The organism is Enterobacter sp. BNK-16, assembly GCF_048684955.1.
Taxonomy (GTDB): Bacteria; Pseudomonadota; Gammaproteobacteria; order Enterobacterales; family Enterobacteriaceae; genus Enterobacter; species Enterobacter bugandensis.
This window is the reverse complement of sequence record NZ_JBLQTQ010000001.1, coordinates 2,896,569-2,915,990: the sequence shown is the minus strand read 5'-3', so window position 1 is coordinate 2,915,990 and position 19,422 is coordinate 2,896,569. Positions and strand designations below refer to the sequence as shown.

Annotated in this window: 19 protein-coding genes; 3 read left to right on the top strand and 16 right to left on the bottom strand. The window is 55.8% G+C overall.

The window, feature by feature from the left end; genetic code table 11:
• Positions 1-47 precede the first annotated feature (47 nt).
• From ACMGGH_RS13955 to yceD, 13 genes are all read right to left on the bottom strand, one after another.
• Positions 48-842, bottom strand: coding sequence for a metal-dependent hydrolase (locus ACMGGH_RS13955; protein WP_047368291.1), 795 nt, complete (start codon positions 840-842; stop codon positions 48-50).
• A gap of 10 nt (positions 843-852) precedes the next feature.
• Positions 853-1,857, bottom strand: coding sequence for a DNA polymerase III subunit delta' (gene holB / locus ACMGGH_RS13950; protein ID WP_232948090.1), 1,005 nt, complete (start codon positions 1,855-1,857; stop codon positions 853-855).
• Positions 1,854-2,495 (bottom strand): dTMP kinase, encoded by a 642-nt coding sequence (gene tmk / locus ACMGGH_RS13945; RefSeq protein ID WP_232948089.1) that lies wholly within the window; start codon positions 2,493-2,495, stop codon positions 1,854-1,856. Before tmk ends, holB begins: the two co-directional genes overlap by 4 nt.
• The gene (gene yceG / locus ACMGGH_RS13940) at positions 2,485-3,507 is read right to left on the bottom strand and encodes a cell division protein YceG (RefSeq protein WP_041910512.1); all 1,023 of its coding nucleotides are present in this window, start codon (positions 3,505-3,507) and stop codon (positions 2,485-2,487) included. Before yceG ends, tmk begins: the two co-directional genes overlap by 11 nt.
• Positions 3,504-4,319: an aminodeoxychorismate lyase gene (gene pabC, locus ACMGGH_RS13935; RefSeq protein WP_232948088.1), complete on the bottom strand. Its 816-nt coding sequence runs from the start codon at positions 4,317-4,319 to the stop codon at positions 3,504-3,506. The genes yceG and pabC overlap by 4 nt, the downstream gene beginning before the upstream one ends.
• A gap of 121 nt (positions 4,320-4,440) precedes the next feature.
• The gene (gene fabF / locus ACMGGH_RS13930) at positions 4,441-5,682 is read right to left on the bottom strand and encodes a beta-ketoacyl-ACP synthase II (protein ID WP_045630098.1); all 1,242 of its coding nucleotides are present in this window, start codon (positions 5,680-5,682) and stop codon (positions 4,441-4,443) included.
• 91 nt (positions 5,683-5,773) lie between these two features.
• A complete protein-coding gene (gene acpP, locus ACMGGH_RS13925) occupies positions 5,774-6,010 on the bottom strand; it encodes an acyl carrier protein (RefSeq protein ID WP_003857954.1) in 237 nt (78 codons plus the stop codon).
• 154 nt (positions 6,011-6,164) lie between these two features.
• Positions 6,165-6,899: a 3-oxoacyl-ACP reductase FabG gene (gene fabG / locus ACMGGH_RS13920; protein ID WP_010429699.1), complete on the bottom strand. Its 735-nt coding sequence runs from the start codon at positions 6,897-6,899 to the stop codon at positions 6,165-6,167.
• Between the two features lie 12 nt (positions 6,900-6,911).
• Positions 6,912-7,841, bottom strand: a complete 930-nt coding sequence (gene fabD, locus ACMGGH_RS13915) for an ACP S-malonyltransferase (RefSeq protein WP_028012717.1) — start codon at positions 7,839-7,841, stop codon at positions 6,912-6,914.
• Positions 7,842-7,856: 15 nt separating this feature from the next.
• On the bottom strand, positions 7,857-8,810 hold the full coding sequence (locus ACMGGH_RS13910) for a beta-ketoacyl-ACP synthase III (RefSeq protein ID WP_232948087.1): 954 nt from the start codon (positions 8,808-8,810) through the stop codon (positions 7,857-7,859).
• A 6-nt stretch (positions 8,811-8,816) separates the two neighbouring features.
• Positions 8,817-9,851 (bottom strand): phosphate acyltransferase PlsX, encoded by a 1,035-nt coding sequence (gene plsX / locus ACMGGH_RS13905; RefSeq protein ID WP_065421059.1) that lies wholly within the window; start codon positions 9,849-9,851, stop codon positions 8,817-8,819.
• An 80-nt stretch (positions 9,852-9,931) separates the two neighbouring features.
• Positions 9,932-10,105, bottom strand: coding sequence for a 50S ribosomal protein L32 (gene rpmF / locus ACMGGH_RS13900; RefSeq protein WP_003857964.1), 174 nt, complete (start codon positions 10,103-10,105; stop codon positions 9,932-9,934).
• A 16-nt stretch (positions 10,106-10,121) separates the two neighbouring features.
• A complete protein-coding gene (gene yceD, locus ACMGGH_RS13895; protein ID WP_021240759.1) occupies positions 10,122-10,643 on the bottom strand; it encodes a 23S rRNA accumulation protein YceD in 522 nt (173 codons plus the stop codon).
• Positions 10,644-10,783: 140 nt separating this feature from the next.
• Between yceD and ACMGGH_RS13890 the strand changes: the two genes are divergently transcribed.
• Positions 10,784-11,368 (top strand): Maf family protein, encoded by a 585-nt coding sequence (locus tag ACMGGH_RS13890; RefSeq protein ID WP_232948086.1) that lies wholly within the window; start codon positions 10,784-10,786, stop codon positions 11,366-11,368.
• A gap of 79 nt (positions 11,369-11,447) precedes the next feature.
• On the opposite strand, the gene rluC is transcribed toward ACMGGH_RS13890, so the two are convergent.
• Positions 11,448-12,395, bottom strand: coding sequence for a 23S rRNA pseudouridine(955/2504/2580) synthase RluC (gene rluC, locus ACMGGH_RS13885; protein ID WP_028012713.1), 948 nt, complete (start codon positions 12,393-12,395; stop codon positions 11,448-11,450).
• A gap of 572 nt (positions 12,396-12,967) precedes the next feature.
• Here rluC and rne point away from each other — a divergent pair.
• On the top strand, positions 12,968-16,075 hold the full coding sequence (gene rne, locus ACMGGH_RS13880) for a ribonuclease E (RefSeq protein ID WP_232948085.1): 3,108 nt from the start codon (positions 12,968-12,970) through the stop codon (positions 16,073-16,075).
• 41 nt (positions 16,076-16,116) lie between these two features.
• Here the strand turns inward: rne and ACMGGH_RS13875 are convergent, their stop codons facing one another.
• A complete protein-coding gene (locus tag ACMGGH_RS13875; protein ID WP_028012711.1) occupies positions 16,117-17,055 on the bottom strand; it encodes a LysR family transcriptional regulator in 939 nt (312 codons plus the stop codon).
• 109 nt (positions 17,056-17,164) lie between these two features.
• Between ACMGGH_RS13875 and ACMGGH_RS13870 the strand changes: the two genes are divergently transcribed.
• Positions 17,165-18,379, top strand: coding sequence for an MFS transporter (locus ACMGGH_RS13870; RefSeq protein WP_045261646.1), 1,215 nt, complete (start codon positions 17,165-17,167; stop codon positions 18,377-18,379).
• Positions 18,380-18,456: 77 nt separating this feature from the next.
• On the opposite strand, the gene flgL is transcribed toward ACMGGH_RS13870, so the two are convergent.
• Entirely contained in the window at positions 18,457-19,410 is a 954-nt protein-coding gene (gene flgL / locus ACMGGH_RS13865; protein ID WP_041910520.1) for a flagellar hook-associated protein FlgL, read from the bottom strand.
• Between the last annotated feature and the right edge of the window lie 12 nt (positions 19,411-19,422).

Sequence of the window (19,422 nt, the reverse complement as noted above, 5' to 3'; positions counted from 1 at the left end):
TTTACTCGTTTTATTTATTAATTACGAGCCTAAAAAAAACAGGCTTATCAGACGGATTGCAGGCGGGCGGGGTCGATATGGAACAGCGCAGAGAAGTTTTGCGTCGTAACGCGGGCCAGCTCTTCGATACTGACGCCTTTAAGCACGGCCATGTACTCTGCGACGTCTCGCGTCATGGCCGGCTGGTTCTCTTTACCGCGATGCGGTACCGGCGCCAGATACGGAGAGTCTGTTTCCACCAGAATGCGATCGAGCGGGACATAGCGCGCAGCATCACGGAGCTGCTCAGCGTTACGGAACGTCACGATCCCGGAAAACGAAATATAAAACCCCAAATCAAGCAGTTTACCCGCCGTTTCTCTGTCTTCTGTGAAACAGTGTAGTACGCCACCGCAATCCGTCACGTTTTCTTCCCGGAGGATCGCCAGCGTATCGGCGCGCGCGTCGCGCGTATGTACGATGACCGGTTTATTCAGTTCGCGGCCGATGCGGATATGGTTGCGGAAAGACGCCTGCTGGCGCGCTTTCGTTTCCGGCGTGTAAAAATAGTCCAGCCCGGTTTCACCCATCGCCACGACGCCCGCTTCTGCTGCCAGTCGGCGCAGCTCTTCTACGTCATACTCTTCGTCCTGGTTCAGCGGATGAACGCCGCAGGAGAACACCACGTTATCGCGAACGCCCACCAGCTCACGCATTGAGCGATACCCCGGCAGCGTCGTCGCCACCGCAAGACAAAATTTCACATCGCGGGCAGCGGCTTTCGCCAGCACGTCATCCACGTCGTTGTGCAGGGATTGATAATCCAGGCCATCAAGATGGCAGTGTGAGTCGACTAAAAACATAATGTCTCTCTCAGAGATGGGAAACAGGCGGCGTAACGCCCGGTTGCAGGTAGTGTTCAATACGCAGTAACTGGTCGGTCAGCAAAAGCTCGCGATTAAGACCCGTCACGGTTAAAAGCTGTTCGCGGCTCTCGCAAACATCATGAAGGATAGCGTGCAGAGACGCGCCTGTAAGGCGGCTCGCCAGCATGTTCACCAGGGGCCACGCGTCCGGGTTAGTCAGCAGCGTAGCTCCTTGCTGGATTTTTAGCGCATCAAGCAATAAGGAGGCCAGCCAGTGCAGACGCTCAACGGCCCGATCGCTATTCAGCGCAGGCAGTAAACTTAGCCAGTCCTGGTTGTTAAGTGAAGCCTCAACGGCCCGGCAGAGCGTTTCTCGCTGCGACCAGACGTCAGGCTGTAGTAATGCCAGCGCCGCCGCGGGGGCGCCGCTGCTGAGGCGCAGCGCAGACAACGCACTCTCCTGTGACGTTGTCACCTCTCGCTCAAGCCAGCTAAACGCCCACGATTCCTGAGGTACCGCCAGATGATGGAGACGACAACGGCTGCGCAGCGTCGCCAGTAAACGTCCCGGGTCCCGGCAGGAAAGGAAAAACCACGTCTTTTCCGGCGGCTCTTCCAGGGTTTTAAGCAGCGCGTTCGCCGCCGCCTCGGTAAGCAACGCAGCGTCGTTGAGCCAGACCACTTTTGCCCCGCCCAGACGCGCATGTTCGTACAGTTTCTCGCTGACTTCACGCACGGCATCAATGCCAAGCGCGCTTTTGCCCTTCTCAGGCTCAAGCGTGTAATAGTCAGGATGCGTGCCGGCCTGCATCAGCTGGCAGCCGCGGCATTTACCGCAGCTTTTATGCCCTTCCGGCTGCTGGCACATCAGAAAACGAGTGATGGCGTAGATCAACGCATCATCCCCCATTCCCGGCAACGCCTGAATCAGTAACGCATGATGCCCCCGACCGGCCTGATAGCTGGCGATCAGCTGTTCAAAGTGCGGGCGCAACCATGGATACCATTTCATGCCTGCTGCTCCTGTAGCCACTGCGTAACGGTCTGTTGAATATCGCGCGTGACGTCGTCCAGAGATTGCGTGGCGTCAATGGTACGAATTGCGCTGTCCCGTGCGGCCAGCTCAAGATAGCGCGCGCGCGTGCGGTTAAAGAAATCGAATGACTCTTGCTCAATGCGATCCAGTTCGCCGCGCGCGCGGGCGCGCCTGAGGCCCACTTCCGGGGTCACATCCAGGTAGAGGGTCAGGTCCGGGCGAAAATCCCCCAGTACGGCATCGCGAAGGGTTGCCAGCATCGCCCGGTCAATACCGCGTCCGCCGCCCTGATAGGCCTGAGTCGACAGATCGTGACGGTCACCGATCACCCACTTGCCGTCGGCCAGCGCAGGTTTAATCACGGTCTCAACCAGCTGGACGCGCGCCGCATAGAACATCAGCACTTCGGCTTTGTCAGTAATAACCTCGTCGCCAACGGATTTAATATCCAGCACCAGGCTGCGCAGTTTCTCCGCCAGCTGAGTACCGCCCGGCTCGCGGGTAAAGATCATGTCAGCGACGCCAAGCGATTTCAGCGTATCCACTACCACGTTACGGGCGGTGGTTTTACCCGCCCCTTCGAGTCCCTCAATGACAATGTATTTACTGCGCATTTTTTTCCTTAAGTGCCTTCAGATAGTCCTGAACAGAGCGATTATGGCTGGCAAGGTTGGTGTTAAAGGTATGCCCCCCTTTTCCATCAGCCACAAAATAGAGGTATGGTGTTTTGGCCGGGTGCGCGGCGGCTTTGAGCGAAGCCTCGCTCGGCGTGGCTATCGGGCCCGGCGGTAAGCCGTTAATCACGTAGGTATTATACGCCGTTGGCGTCTCCAGATCTTTTCTGGAGATCTTACCGGCATAGCTCTCGCCCATGCCGTAGATAACGGTCGGGTCGGTTTGCAGACGCATGCCGATGCGCAGGCGGTTGATAAATACCGACGCGACCCGGTCGCGCTCAGCCGCCACGGCCGTCTCTTTCTCAATGATCGAGGCCATTGTCACAAACTGGTTTTGATCTTGATAAGGCAGCCCGTCCATGCGCCCTTCCCAGGCGGAATCAACTGCCTCGACCATCTTTTTGTGTGCCCGTTTAAGAATCGCCACATCGGTCGTGCCCGCCGTATACATCCAGGTGTCTGGCCAGAACCAGCCTTCCACCCACTCAGGATGTTCAAATTTCAGCACCTCAGCGACCGTCTCATAGCGGTCATCTTTGAGCGTGTGCTTGATGTAAGGCGCATCACGCAGCTGCTTGAGGTAATCGCTTAAGCGCATCCCTTCAACAAAGCGCAGCGGGAACTGTGCCTCTTTACCGCTTTCCAGCAGCTGCAGCATCTCTCTGACGGTCATGCCGGGCGTAAAGCGATAGGTACCAGCCTTGAAGTGAGACAGTTCAGGCTCGATACGCAATAACCACTGGAACACGCGTGGACGGTTGATGATTTTATCCCCGTAAAGCTGCTCGCCCAGCGCCATCCGCCCGGTACCGGCTTTCAGGGTAAAAATCGTCTCGTCTTTAATCAGGATTTTACTGTCCGCCAGCTGGCGAACCTTCCATACTCCCGCTCCGCCGGCAATACCCAGCGCAACGATCAGGAGAAGGACAAAGCGCAACATTTTCTTCATGACTTTTTGATTTGCTCACATATCGGGGCTAAAAACGTAAAGAGCTCTCGCGAAGACCAGCGCTGTTGACCATACGCCCGAACGGGTATAACAGGCATCAGCGCATTGCAGATCACAACTTCATCGGCGGACAGCAGCGCCTCTTCCTTCGCGTTTACTTCGACAACGCGAAAGCCTGCATGTGCCAGCTGTTGCAAACAAAACTGGCGCATGATGCCGTTAACCCCAGCCTGCTCCAGCGAAGGGGTGAAGACCTCACGGCCCTTCCGCCAGAGTAAATTAGCCGCACAGCATTCCGTAATGAACCCTTCGCTGTCAAGGACTAGCGCCTCATCGGCGTCCGTCTGTTCAAGATGAGTACGAATAAGCACCTGTTCAAGGCGGTTAAGATGTTTTATTCCGGCGAGCATAGGGTTTCGCCCCAGCCGTACCGGGCTCAGCGTCAGCGTTATCCCCTCCTCACGCCAGCGCGCATAGTGAGCAGGATACGCTGATACGGAAAGAATACGCGTGGGATGCTGACAGGCGGAACCGCTGTACCCTCGCCCGCCGCTGCCGCGGCTAAGAATAACTTTTAAAACGCCGCTTGTATTACCTGACGCCAGCCGGCGCATCTCGCGCTCGAGAATGTCCCACTGCATGAAGGGAATCAGCAATTTCTCGCAGGCTTTTTGTAAACGACGGATATGGGCGTCAAGCAGGCTCACCTCACCGTCAAGAATACGCGCAGTGGTGAAACAGCCATCGCCAAACTGGATTGCCCTGTCGCTTGCCGGCAGCGTTTCTTGCTCAAGGCCATTAATTAAAAACATGGTGGCTCCTTATGCGTGGAGGCTCAGTCTGGCAGGATGTTTAAAGCCGGACAAGGGAATTTTCCCTAATAAAAAAGGCCCGCCAAGCGGACCTTTTTTTATAGTTTTCAGGCAGTCAGGCTCAGACCTTTTTGAAGATCAGAGAACCATTCGTGCCGCCAAAGCCGAAGGAGTTACACAGGGTGTACTCCATACCGCTAACCTGACGCGCTTCGTGCGGAACGAAGTCCAGATCGCAACCTTCATCCGGGTTATCCAGGTTGATGGTTGGCGGCACAGCCTGATCGCGCAGCGCAAGGATAGAGTAGATTGACTCTACTGCACCCGCCGCACCCAGCAGGTGACCGGTCATGGATTTCGTGGAGCTGACCATTACGCGGCTGGCAGCCTCGCCGAAGATAGACTTAACCGCCTGCGCTTCTGCTTTATCGCCTGCAGGCGTAGAAGTGCCGTGCGCGTTAACGTAGCCAATCTGTGCAGGGGTAATACCCGCATCACGGATCGCATTTTCCATCGCCAGCGCAGCACCCGCGCCGTTCTCCGGAGGAGACGTCATGTGATACGCATCGCTGCTCATCCCGAAGCCAACGACTTCAGCATAAATTTTCGCGCCACGTTTTTTCGCATGTTCGTACTCTTCCAGTACGAGCATACCTGCGCCGTCACCCAGCACGAAACCATCGCGGTCTTTATCCCACGGACGGCTCGCCGCCTGAGGATTATCGTTACGGGTAGAGAGCGCACGCGCTGCGCCGAAACCACCAACACCCAGTGGGGTACTGGCTTTTTCAGCACCGCCCGCAACCATAGCATCTGCATCGCCGTACGCAATGATACGCGCGGCCTGGCCGATGTTATGTACGCCAGACGTACACGCGGTAGCGATAGAGATGCTTGGCCCACGCAGGCCGAACATAATGGTCAGGTGACCTGCCACCATGTTAACAATCGTGGACGGAACGAAGAACGGGCTGATCTTACGCGGTCCGCCATTCATCAGCGATGTATGGTTTTCCTCGATCAGGCCAAGACCACCAATCCCGGAGCCGATAGCGGCGCCGATACGGGTTGCGTTCTCTTCCGTAATCTCAAGGCCAGAATCCTGCATGGCCTGAACGCCAGCGACAATTCCATATTGAATGAAGGCATCCATCTTGCGCTGTTCTTTGCGCGAGATGATCTCTTCACAGTTAAAATCCTTTACTAAGCCAGCAAATTTCGTTGCATAGGCGCTAGTATCGAAATGGTCGATTAGGCTGATGCCGCTCTGACCGGCAAGGAGAGCTTTCCAGGTGGACTCTACGGTATTGCCGACAGGAGACAACATGCCAAGTCCGGTCACAACTACACGACGCTTAGACACGTTTGTCCTCCAGGGAGGGATAAAAAAAGAGATACGTGGGACTAAAAAAGATAAAACTCAGGCGGTCGAATGACCGCCTGGAGATGTTCACTTACGCCTGGTGGCCGTTGATGTAATCAATGGCAGCCTGAACGGTGGTGATTTTCTCAGCTTCTTCGTCCGGAATCTCAGTATCAAACTCTTCTTCCAGAGCCATTACCAGCTCAACGGTGTCAAGAGAATCTGCGCCCAGGTCTTCAACGAAGGAAGCGGAGTTCACAACTTCTTCCTGCTTAACGCCCAGCTGTTCGCCGATAATTTTCTTAACGCGTTCTTCGATAGTGCTCATACTCTTAAATTTCCTATCAAAACTCGCTTTCGCGATGGTTTTCGTAGTGTATAAAATGTTGAAAAATTTGCAACTAAATCCCGGCAGGTCTTACCACGATTTTACGTTATTTTGAGGCCATTTGCCCTAATAACGCAAATATTTTCGATCGTGATTAAACCATGTACATCCCGCCGTTGACGTGGAGGGTCTCACCAGTGATGTAACCCGCTTCGTCAGAGGCTAAAAATGCAACCGCACTGGCGATTTCTTTAGGGTCGCCAAGACGACCCGCCGGAACTGCCGCCAGCGTACCCGCACGCTGATCATCAGTCAGCGCACGCGTCATGTCCGTTTCAATAAAGCCCGGAGCAACAACGTTTACAGTAATCCCGCGGGACGCGACTTCACGCGCCAGCGACTTACTGAAACCGATCAGACCTGCTTTCGCCGCAGCGTAGTTAGCCTGACCAGCATTTCCCATGGTACCAACCACAGAACCAACAGTGATAATACGACCATGACGCTTTTTCATCATAGCGCGCATTACCGCTTTTGACAGACGGAATACAGATGACAGGTTGGTTTCGATAATATCGTTCCACTCATCATCTTTCATTCGCATCAGCAGGTTGTCGCGAGTGATCCCGGCATTATTGACCAGAATATCCACTTCACCAAACTCTGCGCGAATATTTTCCAGAACAGATTCGATAGATGCAGGTTCGGTCACATTCAGTACCAGACCTTTACCGTTCGCACCCAGATACTCGCTGATGGCCTGAGCGCCATTCTCGCTGGTTGCTGTACCAATCACCTTCGCGCCGCGCGCGACCAGTGTTTCAGCAATTGCACGCCCGATACCGCGGCTTGCGCCAGTAACCAGGGCAATTTTTCCTTCAAAACTCATGGTATTCCTCTTTTATTGCGAGAGTGCCGCTGACATCGCTTCCGGCTCGTTAATCGCCGAGGCAGTCAGGGTGTCAACAATACGTTTCGTCAGACCGGTGAGGACTTTACCAGGACCGACTTCATAAAGGTGCTCAACGCCCTGAGAGGCCATAAACTCAACGGTTTTGGTCCACTGTACCGGGCTATAGAGCTGGCGAACCAGTGCGTCACGGATAGCCTCCGGCGCGGTTTCGCATTTCACATCGACGTTGTTCACAACGGAAATCGTCGGTGCGTTAAAGGTAATTTTTTCCAGCTCAGCCGCCAGTTTCTCGGCTGCGGGCTTCATCAGTGCGCAGTGAGACGGTACGCTGACCGGCAGCGGCAGTGCGCGTTTGGCGCCCGCGGCTTTACAGGCAGCACCGGCACGTTCAACGGCCTCTTTATGACCAGCAATAACAACCTGGCCCGGCGAGTTGAAGTTAACCGGAGAAACCACCTGCCCTTCAGCAGATTCTTCACACGCTTTTGCAATCGCGGCATCATCCAGACCAATAATGGCAGACATGCCACCCGTTCCTTCTGGCACCGCTTCCTGCATGAATTTACCGCGCAGTTCTACCAGGCGCACCGCGTCAGCAAACGCAATCACACCGGCGCACACCAGCGCAGAGTATTCACCCAGGCTATGGCCCGCGAGCAGCGCTGGCGCTTTACCGCCCTGCTGCTGCCATACGCGCCACAGCGCAACGGACGCAGTCAGCAACGCTGGCTGAGTTTGCCAGGTTTTGTTCAGCTCTTCGGCCGGACCCTGTTGGGTCAGCGCCCACAGATCATAACCCAGCGCATCAGAAGCTTCACGAAAAGTCTCTTCAATGACCGGGTAGTTTGCTGCCATTTCAGACAACATCCCAACGGTTTGAGAACCCTGGCCCGGGAACACAAAAGCAAATTGCGTCATTTTTTATTCCTTATACTAGAAACGAACCAGCGCGGAACCCCAGGTGAACCCGCCCCCGAAGGCTTCAAGCAAGACCAGCTGGCCCCGTTTGATTCGTCCGTCGCGTACCGCTTCATCAAATGCGCACGGTACCGACGCCGCAGAGGTGTTGCCGTGACGATCCAGCGTCACCACAACGTTATCCATCGACATGCCCAGCTTTTTAGCGGTGGCGCTGATGATACGCAGGTTCGCCTGATGCGGCACCAGCCAGTCGAGTGCGGTGCGTTCAAGGTTATTTGCTTCCAGCGTCTCATCGACAATGTGCGCAAGCTCGGTCACCGCCACCTTGAACACCTCGTTACCCGCCATGGTCAGGTAGATGGAGCTGTCCGGATTAACGCGATCGGCGTTAGGCAGCGTTAACAGCTCGCCGTAGCGGCCATCGGCATGCAGATGCGTGGAGATGATACCCGGCTCTTCGGACTGCCCCAGCAGCACCGCACCGGCACCATCACCGAAAATAATGATCGTTCCGCGATCGGTTGGATCGCAGGTACGCGCCAAAACGTCAGCACCGATAACCAGCGCATATTTGACGGAGCCAGATTTAACATACTGATCGGCAATGCTCAGCGCGTAGGTGAAACCTGCGCACGCGGCGGCAACGTCAAACGCCGGGCAGCCTTTAATACCGATCATGTTCTGCACCTGACACGCCGCGCTTGGGAAAGCATGCGTGGCAGACGTCGTGGCAACCACGATCAAGCCAATCTCTTCTTTATCGATACCCGCCATTTCGATAGCGCGCTGTGCGGCTTCGTAACCCATGGTGGACACGGTTTCGTCTGGCGCGGCGATACGACGTTCACGGATACCTGTGCGCGTGACAATCCACTCGTCAGACGTATCTACCATTTTTTCCAGATCGGCGTTGGTACGCACTTGTTTTGGCAGGTAGCTGCCGGTACCTAAAATCTTCGTATACATGTACGCTCAGTCACTTTTAGCTAATACAGATTCCAGGCGAGCGGCAATCCGCTGAGGGACTTGTCGCTGCACCGCCTGCACTGCCTGTTCAATGGCGACAGAAAATGCTCGCTGATTGGCGGCGCCATGACTCTTAATCACGATGCCGCGCAATCCTAACAGACAGGCGCCATTATACTGGTCGGGGTTGAGGTGACTGAATCGCCGCGTCAGGCTCTTTTGTAACCAACGCTTCAATAAAATCAACCACCAGGCGCTTTTTTTGCCTTCTCCCTGAGATTTCAGCAGAGAAAGGAACATGCGCACGACCCCTTCCATGGTCTTCAACGTTACGTTTCCGGTGAAGCCATCGCACACCAGAACATCCGTTTTTCCCGTCAGCAACTCATTGGCTTCGAGATAACCAATATAGTTGATGGAGGGAACCTGTTTGAGCATTTCAGCAGCGTCGCGAATGCTGTCCAGGCCTTTGGTCTCTTCTTCACCAATATTCAATAACGCAACGCGGGGATTGTTGATCCCGACCACGTCTTCTGCCAGCACCGACCCCATCACGGCGAACTGAGCCAGCATGGTACTATCACAATCCACGTTAGCGCCCAAATCGAGCACCACCGTTTTCCCCTTCTGCTGATGCGGTAACACCGTCACCAGCGCCGGGCGCTCAATGCCCTCAATCGGCTTGAGCAGTAATTTCGACAGCCCCATCAGCGCGCCGGTATTGCCAGCGCTGACGCAAGCCTGCGCTCGCCCTTCTTTTACCAGCTCCAGCGCAATGCGCATAGAGCTGCCACGGCTATTACGAATCGCCTGTGAGGGGCGTGCATCACTGGCAATAACTGACTGCGCAGGAATAATCTGCAGACGCGAACGTTGTTCAAAGTCAGCTTTTGCAAGTAATGGCGTGATTGTGTCGGGATTGCCGACTAAAAGAAGTGTGAGTTGCGAATTAGAATTCAGTGCCTGCAATGCTGCAGGCACTGTCACGGAAGGGCCAAAATCTCCCCCCATGACATCTAACGCCAGGGTTAGACGTGTCAAGGTATCGTCGCAGCCTGGTTCGGTAACTTCCCCGTTTGCACGGGGAAATCCTCACTAAGCCTAATCACGCTTTCGCGCGATTACTTAGTGATAACCTTGCGGCCGCGGTAGAAACCGTCAGCGGTGATGTGGTGACGCAGGTGTTTCTCACCAGAAGTCTTGTCTACAGACAGGCTGGTAACTGCAGTCAGCGCGTCATGGGAACGACGCATGCCACGTTTGGAACGGGTTGGTTTATTCTGTTGTACGGCCATGGACCTTACTCCTCAATTACTTACGCTTTAAGCTGGCTAATACGGCAAATGGGTTTGGTTTTTGCGCTTCATCAGGCAGTTCCCCAAAGACCATGTCCGCCTCGGACACTTCACAGTGTTCAGAATCATGCACCGGAACAACTGGCAAGGAGAGGATGATTTCATCTTCAACCAGAGCCAGAAGATCGATTTCACCGAATTCGTTAACCTCAATCGGCTCATACGCTTCCGGGAGTGCTTCAGCCTGTTCGTCAGAACGAACCGGACTGAAACAATACGTTGTGTGAACATGCTGTACAAACGGTTTCCCGCAACGCTGACACTCGAGCGTTACCGTTACCTTTGCATCACCGGTTAAAACGGCGAGACGCTGGTTGTCGATAGCGAACGACATGGAGCATTCTACATCACTGTCCACACTGACTACAGATTCGGCAATACGCTCGGCCTGATCGGAAGTATAGATACCTTCGTAATCGAGGCGTTTTTGAGCCGTACGAACCGGATCAAGAGTCAGGGGTAATTTTACCTTTTGCATAGGGCGCGCATATTAACTTTGTAACGTCATAGAGTCAAAGAAAAAGGCAACCAGAGCTGCCTTTTGCCAATTATTCGCACACATTGCGGCCTGTAGTTTAAAATGGCTGGCATCGATACGCTATATCTGGTGATAAAAATATGCCAAATCTCGTCCTTGCTTCCACTTCTCCCTACCGTCGAACGCTGCTGGAAAAGCTCGGGATCCCGTTTGAATGCGCCGCGCCGGACGTTGATGAGACGCCGCAGCCGGGCGAATCACCGCGTCATCTGGTAACGCGTCTCGCTAAGGAGAAAGCGCAATCGCTGGCCGCACGTTATCCTGCACATTTGATTATAGGCTCCGATCAGGTTTGCGTGCTGGACGGCGAAATCACCGGCAAGCCCCATACGGAGGAGAATGCCTGCCAGCAGCTTCTGCGTGCGCGGGGCACTATCGTGACCTTTTACACGGGCCTGGCGCTCTATAACTCCGCCTCCGGCCATCTGCAAACCGAATGCGAGCCGTTCGACGTGCACTTCCGCCATCTTAGCGAGCAGGAGATTATGGACTACGTGCGCCGGGAACGTCCGCTGAACTGCGCAGGAAGCTTCAAAAGTGAGGGGCTGGGAATTGCGCTGTTCGACAAGCTGGGCGGTCGGGATCCGAACACACTGGTGGGATTGCCGCTGATTGCCTTGTGCCAGATGTTACGGCGAGAAGAGTGTAATCCGCTGGTCGTGTAAGTTATACCCAGCGGCGCTTCGCTTGCATGGGCCTACGGGTTTCGTAGGCCGGGTAAGCGCAGCGCCACCCGGCACCTAATCAGCCGCGCAGAACCTTCAGGCAGCGTTTCAACTGCTCATCCAGCGGCGCTTCAATACGGATAACTTCCCCGGTATTAGGATGGGTAAACTTCAACGCTGCCGCATGCAGGAACAGACGCGACAGGCCCGTGCCCGCCAGTTGCTTATCGAACTCGCGATCGCCGTAGCGGTCATCAAACGCAATCGGATGGCCCGCAAACTGGGTATGCACGCGAATCTGATGGGTACGCCCCGTCACCGGGCTGCAGCGCACCAGCGTGGCAAACTCGTAGCGCTCTTCAACCTTAAAGCGCGTCTCAGACGGTTTCCCTTCCTGGCTCACGCGCACAATGCGCTCGCCGCTTTGCAGAATGTTCTTCAGCAGCGGGGCCTGCACCACCTTCACATGGGACTGCCACTGACCGCGCACCAGCGCCAGATAATCTTTCTGCATGCCCTTTTCACGCAGCTGCTCGTGCAGGGAACGCAGCGCTGAACGCTTTTTCGCTACCAGCAGCACGCCTGAGGTATCACGGTCCAGGCGGTGAACCAGTTCGAGGAAACGGGCTTCAGGACGCAGCGCACGTAACCCTTCAATCACGCCGAAGCTCAGACCGCTACCACCGTGGACCGCGGTACCCGATGGCTTATTCAGCACCAGAATATGATCGTCCTCATAAAGGATGACATCGCTCAGGGCCGCGACTTTTTGCAGCTTCGGCGAAACCACCTCTTCTTCACGTTCAGCCACGCGCACCGGTGGAATACGCACTTCATCACCGGCTTCGAGCTTATACTCAGGCTTCACGCGTTTTTTATTCACCCGCACCTCGCCCTTACGCAGGATGCGGTAAATCATACTCTTTGGCACGCCCTTCAGTTGGGTGCGCAAGAAGTTATCGATGCGTTGCCCCGCGTAGTCATCCGCGATAGCAACCATTTTTACGGCTGGAGTCTCTGTTTTCATGGTTGGCGATTCTAAATATCGTCAGCCATTAGCGCCACTCATTTTTCTATGCTTATATTTACTTTTATCCGGCCTGCGCCCCGTTTCACGCAATCGATTTGGTGGTTATTAAACCAATCACCACCTTGAGGTGAAGAAACTGTGAGTAACCGGGTGATAATTGGTAAAAGTCATCTTGCTATAACCCGGCGAGCAGTGGAATAATGGGGCTGTTTTCCGCGTTAAATCCGGGTTTTGTAAGGATGTCGACGGAATGACCAATTTTGTCTGACCGATCATCCACGCAGCAATGGCGTAAGACGTATTGATCTTTCAGGCAGTTAGCGGGCTGCGGGTTGCAGTACTTCCCGGTATAAGGATTGTTCTCTGGAGAGTTCTACCCAGGCAATTCCCCTGATAATTGCGCTGTGTTTCCGTATGAAATACAGGCAACCGACACTCTGCGCCTCTTAAGCGAGCGACAACCGTGAGGTTGGCGACGTGAACAGACACGAGGCCATCGGTTCATACCCCGGAAAGCGTCACCTTGCCCGCAGCTTTGTCGTCAATGTAAGAATAACGAGTAAGTTACGATGAAAAGAATGTTAATCAACGCAACTCAGCAAGAAGAGTTGCGTGTCGCCCTTGTGGATGGGCAGCGCCTGTACGATCTGGATATTGAAAGTCCTGGACACGAACAGAAAAAAGCGAACATTTACAAAGGTAAAATCACCCGCATTGAACCAAGCCTTGAAGCTGCATTTGTCGATTACGGTGCTGAGCGTCATGGTTTCCTCCCTCTGAAAGAAATCGCCCGCGAATATTTCCCTGCAAACTACAACGCCCATGGCCGCCCAAACATCAAAGATGTTCTGCGTGAAGGTCAGGAAGTTATCGTTCAGATTGATAAAGAAGAGCGCGGCAACAAGGGTGCCGCACTGACCACCTTTATCAGCCTGGCGGGGAGCTATCTGGTGCTGATGCCAAACAACCCGCGCGCGGGGGGCATCTCTCGCCGTATCGAAGGTGATGACCGTACCGAGCTGAAAGAAGCGCTGGCAAGCCTTGAGCTGCCGGATGGCATGGGGCTTATCGTGCGTACCGCGGGCGTGGGCAAATCTGCCGAAGCGCTGCAGTGGGACCTGAGCTTCCGTCTGAAGCACTGGGAAGCTATCCAGAAAGCCGCAGAAAGCCGCCCTGCTCCGTTCCTGATCCACCAGGAAAGCAACGTTATCGTGCGTGCCTTCCGTGATTACCTGCGTCAGGACATCGGTGAGATTCTGATCGATAACCCGAAAGTGCTTGAGCTGGCTCGCCAGCACATCGCCGCGCTGGGTCGTCCGGATTTCACCAGCAAAATTAAACTGTACACCGGTGAAATCCCGCTGTTCAGCCATTATCAGATCGAATCCCAGATCGAGTCCGCCTTCCAGCGTGAAGTGCGCCTGCCGTCCGGCGGTTCTATCGTTATCGATACCACCGAAGCGCTGACCGCTATCGACATCAACTCCGCGCGTGCAACCCGCGGCGGGGACATCGAAGAGACGGCCTTCAACACCAACCTTGAAGCCGCTGATGAAATCGCCCGCCAGCTCCGCCTGCGCGACCTGGGCGGTCTGATTGTTATCGACTTCATCGACATGACTCCTGTTCGCCACCAGCGCGCGGTTGAAAACCGCCTGCGTGAAGCGGTGCGTCAGGATCGCGCGCGTATCCAGATTAGCCACATCTCGCGCTTCGGCCTGCTGGAGATGTCCCGCCAGCGTCTGAGCCCGTCGCTGGGTGAGTCCAGCCATCACGTCTGCCCGCGCTGCTCCGGCACCGGCACCGTGCGTGATAACGAATCGCTGTCTCTCTCTATCCTGCGTCTGATTGAAGAAGAAGCGCTGAAAGAGAACACCAAAGAGGTTCACGCCATTGTGCCTGTGCCGATTGCCTCCTACCTGCTGAACGAAAAACGTGCAGCGGTCAGCGCAATCGAAGCGCGTCAGGGCGGCGTTCGCTGCATCATCGTGCCAAACGACCAGATGGAAACCCCGCACTATCACGTGCTGCGTGTCCGTAAGGGCGAAGAGACCAGCACCCTCAGCTATCTGCTGCCGAAGCTGCATGAAGAAGAGATGGCGCTGCCTTCCGATGAAGAACCTGCCGAGCGCAAACTGCCAGAGCAGCCTGCGTTAGCGACCTTCATTATGCCTGAAGCACCACCGGAAGCGGCGCTGGAAAAACCTGCAGCCAAACCGGCGGCGCAGAAACCAGAAGCCGCGGCAGTGAAAGCCCAGCCGGCGCAACCGGGTCTGCTGAGCCGCTTCTTCGGCGCGCTGAAGAAGATGTTTGCGGGTGAAGAAGTTCAGCCAGAGCAGCCGAAAGAAGAACCTAAAGCAGCCAAACCTGAACGTCAGCAGGACCGTCGCAAGCGTCAGAACAACCGCCGCGATCGTAACGACCGCAGCGACCGTAACGAGCGTCGTGACAGCCGTTCAGACAATAACGAAGGCCGTGAGCAGCGCGAAGACAACCGTCGCAACCGTCGCGAGAAACAGCAGCAGAATGTTGAAGATCGTGAAATTCGCCAGCAGGCGGGCGATGAGTCCGAGAAGAGCAAACAGCGCGACGAGCAGCAGCCACGCCGCGAACGCAACCGTCGTCGTAACGACGAGAAGCGTCAGGCGCAGCAGGAAGTTAAAAACCTGAACCGCGAAGAGCCCGCTGAGCAGCAGGACGGCGAGCAGGAAGAACGTACTCAGGTGATGCCTCGTCGTAAGCAGCGCCAGCTGTCACAGAAAGTGCGCGTTGGTGCGGCTCCGGTAGAAGAAACCACCGTAGTTGCGGCTGAAGCGGCAGAAACCGCAACAGGCACGCAGGTTGCAAAAGTTGACCTGCCAGCCGTCGTGGACAATAACGTTGAGCAGGATGAAAACGGTGAAAACCGTGACAACGCAGGTATGCCGCGTCGCTCCCGCCGTTCTCCGCGTCATCTGCGCGTGAGTGGCCAGCGTCGTCGTCGCTACCGTGACGAGCGTTATCCGACTCAGTCTCCAATGCCGTTGACCGTGGCGTGCGCGTCACCAGAAATGGCATCCGGCAAAGTCTGGATCCGTTATCCGGTCGCTCGCCTGGAGCAGGCTGTTGAAGAGCAGGCTGTGACCGAAGAGGTGATTGCTCCTGTAGCAGCGGTTGAAGACGCTGTGACCGAAGCAGCAACCGTGGTTGAACCTCAGGTTGTTGAAGCGGCAGAACCACACGCAGTGGACGTCGAAACCACCCATCCTGAAGTGATTGCCGCGCCGGTTGATGCCGCGCCGCAGATTATCGCCGAAGAAGATGTCGTGGTGGCTGAGGAAGTCGCTGAAGAGGCTGAACCAGTAGCCGCAGTGGAAGAAGCCGCTGAAACCCTCGTCGAAACCACCACTGAAGAAATCGTTCAGGACGTTGAGATTCAGGTTGAACCGGTTGTTGAAGAAGCGAAAGCGCCTGAAGTGGAACCAGAGCCGGTTAAGGTTGTTGCCGCTCCTGCGCCTGCTCACGTTGCGACAGCGCCGATGACGCGCGCTCCGGCACCAGAGTATGTGCCTGAAGCACCGCGTCACAGCGACTGGGTTCGCCCGGCGTTCAGCTTTGACGGTAAAGGCGCTGCAGGCGGCCACAGTGCAACGCATCAGGCGACTGCACCAGCGACGCGTCCGCAGTCTGTCGAATAACGACGCAGAAAGTAAAAAGCCGACCTTCGGGTCGGCTTTTTTTATGGCTGCTGCACGGGCTTTCTCATCCCGGTGACCTCCGGCATGATCTGCCGCATTAGCTCCAGAAATCGCCGCAAGCGCGCCGGATAATACCGGGACCAGGGGTAAACCAGATGCACCGGTAACGCCGCCGGCTGCCACTCTGGCAGCAAATGTACCAGCCGACCTTCCCGGATATCATCCTGTACCGTCCAGCTGGATACTACCGCCACGCCAAGACCGGTGAGTGCCGTATTGCGTGCGACATACAAACTGTCGGTGCTCAGGCGTGGGGTAATTATCACGCGCGCGGTGGCGGATGATGCCTCGTGAAAAAGCTCCACATGGCGCTGGTAGAAAGAGCTGATGGCAATCCAAGGCAGCTGCTGCAGATCCTCCGGGGTGTTAACCGTCGGAAAGCGGTCCAGCAATGCCGGAGAAGCCACCACCGAGCGCGGCACTTCGGCCAGCAGCACGGACACGGTCGCCGGGTCGACTTCCATTCCCACCCGAATAGCGCAGTCAAGGTTGTCGCCCAGAAAATCAGCCGACCGATCGTTGAGCATCCACTCAATAGAAAGCTGCGGATAACGCTGTAGAAATTCGGTTAGTGGTTTCAGGAGCTGATCCTGACCAAACGCATGCGGTGCCCGCACCCGCAGCACGCCTACAGGTTCATCTTCCGTCTGCCCCACCTCATCTTCCAGCGCCAGCCAGCTGTCAATTACCCGGCGGGCATGCTGATAACAGCGCTCCCCGTCATCCGTCAGCCGCGTCGTGTGGGTGGTGCGCAACATCAGACGCACGCCCAGCATTGTCTCAAGCGACTGCAGCCGCCGGCTCACCGTGGCCTGGGTGGTGTCCAGCTGCCGTGCCGCCGCAGAAAGGGAACCCGCCTCCACAATGCGGACAAACGTCCGCATTAGCTCTACCCTGTCTATACGCTCAGCTCTTTTCATTTACTTTTCATCTATACGTTCAACGTATAAGCGTTTTACCACCGCGCCCGCTACCGCCGCAAGGCGTACTGATAAAAAATAGCCTCACACGATGAATGAGGAACGTCTTATGAACACAACAACCGCCGCCCATGCCGTAAGCCGCTGGGTAATCTTAATGCTGGCGCTCGGTGCAGGCTTCAGCGTGGCATCCATCTATTATGCCCAGCCTCTGCTGCCTCTGATGGGCGCCGACCTTCACCTGAGTATCGAAGGAATGGGCCTGGTCCCGACCCTCACCCAGGCGGGATATGCCTTAGGGATCCTGTTCCTGCTGCCGCTCGGCGATCGCCACGACCGCAGAACATTAATCCTGATAAAGAGCGCGGCCCTGGCGCTGTTCCTGCTGGGCTGTAGCCTGACCGGACAGATCCACTCCCTGCTGCTGGCAAGCCTGCTCATCGGCATGGCCGCCACCATGGCGCAGGATATTGTCCCGGCTGCGGCGATCCTTGCGCCGGAAGGCAAACAGGGGAAAACCGTGGGTACGGTGATGACCGGTCTGCTGCTGGGCATTTTGCTCTCCCGAACCGTCAGCGGCGTGGTGGGCGAAGCGTTTGGCTGGCGCGTGATGTATCAGCTGGCTGCGGCAAGTATTGCGTTTATCGGCGTGGTGATGTGGGCCGTACTCCCTCGTTTCGCCGTTCACTCCACGCTGAGCTATCCCGCTCTGCTGCGCTCGATGGAACATCTGTGGCGTCGCTATCCCGCTCTGCGCCGTGCCGCGCTGGCCCAGGGTTTTCTGTCGATAGCCTTTAGCGCCTTCTGGTCTACGCTTGCGGTCATGCTGCTGGAACGCTATCACCTCGGGAGTGCCGTCGCCGGTGGTTTTGGTATCGCAGGTGCAGCCGGTGCGTTGGCAGCCCCGCTGGCGGGCGGCCTGGCGGATAAACTGGGTGCCGGGAAAGTCACGCAGCTTGGTGCCGTCCTTGTGACCGTCTCGTTTGCCCTGATGTTCCTGATGCCCGCCCTGGGAGTTCACGGACAGCTGATTCTGATTGCCGTCTCTGCTATCGGGTTCGATCTGGGCCTGCAGTCCAGCCTGGTCGCGCACCAGAATCTGGTTTACAGCCTTGAGCCACAGGCGCGGGGTCGTCTGAACGCCCTGCTCTTTACCGTGATCTTTATCGGTATGGCGTTGGGTTCCGCGTTAGGCAGCAATATTTACACGCTGGCTGGCTGGACGGGCGTGGTTGCGCTGGCAACGGTTTGCGGCATCATTGCGCTGGCAATCCGTATGATTGAAAGCGCGCGGGTCGCCTCGGCACCAGCAGAAATGGCATAAAAAAAAAATGCCCAATCCAGACGGATTGGGCAGTAAAACATGCCCAGTTTCAAGACATGTTCCAAGAGGTCAAGATGTTATTTGTTCAGCTGGAACAGAGACATGCCCTGCATATCGCTAAACGCTTTATAAGAGGCCTGCAGGGCCGCCTGCTGCATGGTGTAAGAGGAAATCGCTTCGTTCCAGTCTACGTCCACCAGGTCGCTCATCTGCTTAGTCTGACCCAGCGCGCGGTCGTCACCCAGAGTATCGAGTTTTTCCAGTTCGTTCAGTTTAGTACCCACATCCGCAACGACCGTCAGGACGTTGTTCTGAGCGTTTTTAATACCGATCTGCGCGTTGGAAATCACCTGACCTTGCGCGGCGGCCGCGGCCGGATCGTTCTCAATCGGCGTCTTCAACGAAGCAATGGCGGAATCAAGGATTTTAAACATGTTGGTATCGCCATACCCACCGCCCGGCAGCTCTTGTGCATTGCTGGTAATGCTCTCAAAGATCTGCTGGCCGGTATGGCTGATCGCCATGTTTCGCGCCGTATCGACCTGCTGAGTGATCGCCTCAGTACCACCATTGTAGGTGCCGGTTGCGGCATCAAACGGTGCACTCTCGGTTTTGTATCCCGCAAAGATAAAGCGACCATTGCCATCCGTCGTGTTAGCCAGGTTCATCAGCTGGTCGCGGATCCCCTGGATATCGGTCGCCAGAGAGAGACGGTCGTCATCGCTTAAGGTGCCGTTTGACGCGTAGACCAGCTTCTCACGCACGCTTGATAACGCGGTGTTCACCTGGGTCAGCACGTTATCTTCCAGCGACACTTTTTGCGTGGCAAAGGTGCGCGCTAACGCGAACTGGCTGTTTTGAGACTGAGACTGTGACAGCACAATAGACTGTGAAGCCGCAATAGGATCGTCCGACGGACGGTTAACGCGCTTGCCGGTGGACATTTGTTCACCGTAGCTCAGCCATCTGCTCTGGGAATCGGTGATCCCGCGCATGTTCTGTTCGTACATCATCTGGGTGCTAATACGCATTTTTCACCTCAA